3 protein-coding genes are annotated in these 3,487 nt (G+C 43.3%); 2 read left to right on the forward strand and 1 reads right to left on the reverse strand.

Features of this window, described 5'->3' with window-relative positions; all coding sequences use genetic code 11:
• On the forward strand, window positions 1–1,608 hold a 1,608-nt coding region (locus ACT3SX_RS14445; RefSeq protein ID WP_444761533.1), incomplete at its 5' end, for an AbgT family transporter.
• Between the two features lie 108 nt (window positions 1,609–1,716).
• On the opposite strand, the gene ACT3SX_RS14450 is transcribed toward ACT3SX_RS14445, so the two are convergent.
• A complete protein-coding gene (locus tag ACT3SX_RS14450; RefSeq protein WP_442070129.1) occupies window positions 1,717–2,559 on the reverse strand; it encodes a Cof-type HAD-IIB family hydrolase in 843 nt (280 codons plus the stop codon).
• A 301-nt stretch (window positions 2,560–2,860) separates the two neighbouring features.
• Here ACT3SX_RS14450 and ACT3SX_RS14455 point away from each other — a divergent pair, with 301 nt between their 5' ends.
• Window positions 2,861–3,367 (forward strand): hypothetical protein, encoded by a 507-nt coding sequence (locus ACT3SX_RS14455; RefSeq protein ID WP_192518681.1) that lies wholly within the window; start codon window positions 2,861–2,863, stop codon window positions 3,365–3,367.
• Window positions 3,368–3,487 lie beyond the last annotated feature (120 nt).

A 3,487-nucleotide genomic window follows, 5' to 3' on the forward strand; every position in this document is an offset into this window, starting at 1 on the left:
AATTCGCCAAATGGCAGTCCGCCACACAATGATTTTGATGCAACAGAGAAAAACTCTCGCATGCAGCGGTTTTTAAAAGGCGTCGAGTGGCTCGGTAATTTATTGCCGCATCCGGTTATTTTATTCGTTTGGATGTCTGTGCTGTTGTTGGTGCTCTCAGCTGTCATGTCATACTTTGGCGTGTCAGTGATCGACCCAAGGCCAGAGGGCGCAAGCGGACGTAGCGCTGATGGGATGATCGAAGTCGTCAACTTATTGAACGGTGAAGGCTTGGCTCGTATCGTCGAAAATCTTGTGACCAACTTTACCGGTTTTGTGCCGCTAGGTACGGTGCTAGTAGCGTTGTTAGGTGTTGGTATCGCTGAACACTCTGGCATGATATCAGCTGCGCTGCGAGGTCTGGTCATGAATGCTCCTAAAAAGATGGTCACCTTTACCATCGTGTTCGCAGGCATCATGTCAAACACTGCAGCTGAGCTCGGTTACGTGGTACTGATACCACTGGCAGCGGTGATTTTTCACTCGCTAGGTAGACATCCTTTAGCAGGTTTAGCGGCGGCATTTGCCGGAGTGTCTGGTGGTTATAGCGCTAATTTGCTACTAGGGACGGTCGATCCTCTGTTATCAGGAATTACCCAAGAAGCGGCTCGTATCATTGATCCGGCTTATACTGTTGGAGCAGAGGCCAACTGGTACTTTATGATCGCCAGTACCTTTTTGATCAGTGGTCTGGGTTATTTTGTCACGGAAAAAATCGTTGAGCCAAGCTTGGGGGAGTATAACCCTAAAGATGCTGATGATGCCTCTGTGCTAGAGACGCAAATCGAAAAAGTATCAACGCTTGAGAAAAAAGGTTTACTGTGGGCAGGTATCAGCATGTTGATATTTTGCTTATTGCTGGCGTGGACAGTAGTGCCTGCTGATGGCATCTTGCGTAATGCAGAGACAGGCCTAGTATCAGGGTCGCCATTTTTAAAAGGCATTGTGGTCTTTATTTTTGTATTCTTTGCGCTCCCAGGTTATATCTACGGTAAGATCACTGGTAGCATCAAGAGCAATCAAGATATCGTTGATGCTATGAGCAACGCCATGAGCTCGTTAAGTATTTATATCGTATTAGTATTTTTTGCTGCACAGTTTACCGCGTTCTTTAAGTGGTCAAACTTGGGCTCAGTAATGGCCGTATCTGGCGCGACTTTTTTGAGCGATATTGGTCTCACAGGTCCTTTACTATTGATTGGTTTTATCCTCATTTGTGGTTTGGTCAACCTAATGCTAGGCTCAGCGTCTGCACAGTGGGCAGTGACTGCGCCGATATTCGTACCGATGCTGATGCTAACGGGTTATGCGCCTGAGATGATACAAGCTGCTTATCGCATTGGCGATTCGACGACCAATATCATCACCCCGATGTTGGGCTATTTTGGTCTTATTCTGGCAGTGGCAATGCGCTATAAAAAAGACACAGGTGTCGGTACATTGATGGCGATGATGCTACCATACTCGATGGCATTTTTGATTGGTTGGACAATCTTGTTCTCTGTGTGGGTATTTGTACTTGGTTTGCCAGTGGGCCCAGGGTCAGAGACTTTTTATCCAGCGCAATAAATGGTTAAGTAGTTGTAAAAAATATGCCAATCAAAAAAAGCCCTTACTAGTGATCTAGTGAGGGCTTTTTTCAAATGAGTGCAAATGGCTTCGCTTGTATTGCTATTCTTATGATGTGGTTTTTAACTGATTGAGTACTGTCTGTAAGCCATACTCCTCAATCGTACCAGTGACAAAATCAGCTCGTGCTATCAGTGCAGGCTGCGAATCGCCCATCGCCACAGCAAACCCAACTAAGTCGAACATTTCTAAATCATTCATTCCGTCACCGAATGCCATACACTCGCTTGCATCTACATCGTAGTATTTACATACGTCTATGATACCGCGCGCTTTGGATGCTTCTATCGGCAAGATATCTGCGCCAATCTGATGCCAATGCACCAGTTTTAAATCGTATTTTGCAAAGTCAATATCTTGCATTTTGTCTTCTTGATCATTGAAGAAAACAGAGCATTGATAAACGGTGTTGGACTTGTGGTACTCGGGATCAACGATAGAGTTGGGCGTGATTGCATTAAACTCACGCAGACGTTCGTTTTCACCTGACCAAGCAATATGAGTGGCTGAGTCAAACTTGTGAATAAATTCGCTCTGCATACATAGGCTTTTAATTTTTGCGGTTTGTTCTACAGACAATGGATAGTGGCTGATTCTGCCGTTATTATCGAAGCTATATTGGCCATTCATACAAATAATAGCGTCCAATACATTGGCTTCCAACAACGCAAGGATATCGTTTGGTAAGATGGCTTTAGAGCGTCCCGTTGATATCACCAGCTTGATATTACTCTCAGCAAGCTGCTCAAGCGTTGCCTGATTGTGTTTAGCGATAATACCGTTACGGCTGAGGGTATCATCAATATCAAAAAATATGATTTTAGGCGTAGGTATGGGTATGGGTATGTTTTGAGCCATCGCCTTCGTGGCGGTTTTGTCTTCAACAAACATGACTGTCCTATTATTATTTATTTATAAATTCGAATACTACTATAACAGCGTTTATGAAATACATGGCGATAGCGTAACTTATCAATAGCTATTTTAGCTTACTAGGCTGAGATGGTTCTCTTTTCTAAATATTATCTCTTTTTAATTCAACCGATTAACAAAACTCTCTAAAAGATACAATCAACTTAACAATGCTCATGTATTATAAAGTTATTATTAATTAATGTTTATGAGTTTTATTTTCTATTGAAAACGATGTTTCCTATCTACGCTAATATACCAATTGCCTAAAGGAATAATTATGAAAGTTTTTACCTTAAAAAAAGTGGTTGCTCTAAGTGCATTGGCTTTATCTGCCAGTGCCTTTGCGATGGATGTAGAGTTTAACGATGAGATGTGGGATGCTGACAGCATACCTGAGGGACAACAGTGTCTAGACTACGGTGGTAAAAGTCCTGCTACACCAGGCATGACTGTCTCAAATATTCCTGATGGTGCGGATAGCCTAGTATTTGTCTATAACGATGTGAGCAATAAACGCATGCAAAAAGGTGGCCATGGCATCGTCAGCTATGCATTGTCAGATGGTCAAACCACAGCCGAGGTGCCACGCGTGTTTGGGCATACTTATGAAGTGCCAGTTGGTGTAGAGATGGTGGCTGAATATCGTAGCCGTAATGGCGATGTCCGCGGTGCATATAAGCCACCATGTTCAGGCGGAAAAGATCATCTGTACACGATAGATGTACAGTCATGGCAGGGCGATATGATGACAGCTGAGACGACAGTTGAAATGGGTCGTTATTGATCTATCAGCGGCTGTAAGTAGCACACAAAAAAGCCGTCTATAAGTGTGTATAGGCGGCTTTTTTGCGAGAGTAGATTGCGTATGTTGGCAAAAGTGTTTGTTTTAGTATTTAGTGAAGAG

The organism is Psychrobacter sp. AOP31-B2-9, assembly GCF_052378005.1.
In the GTDB taxonomy this organism is placed as follows: Bacteria; Pseudomonadota; Gammaproteobacteria; order Pseudomonadales; family Moraxellaceae; genus Psychrobacter.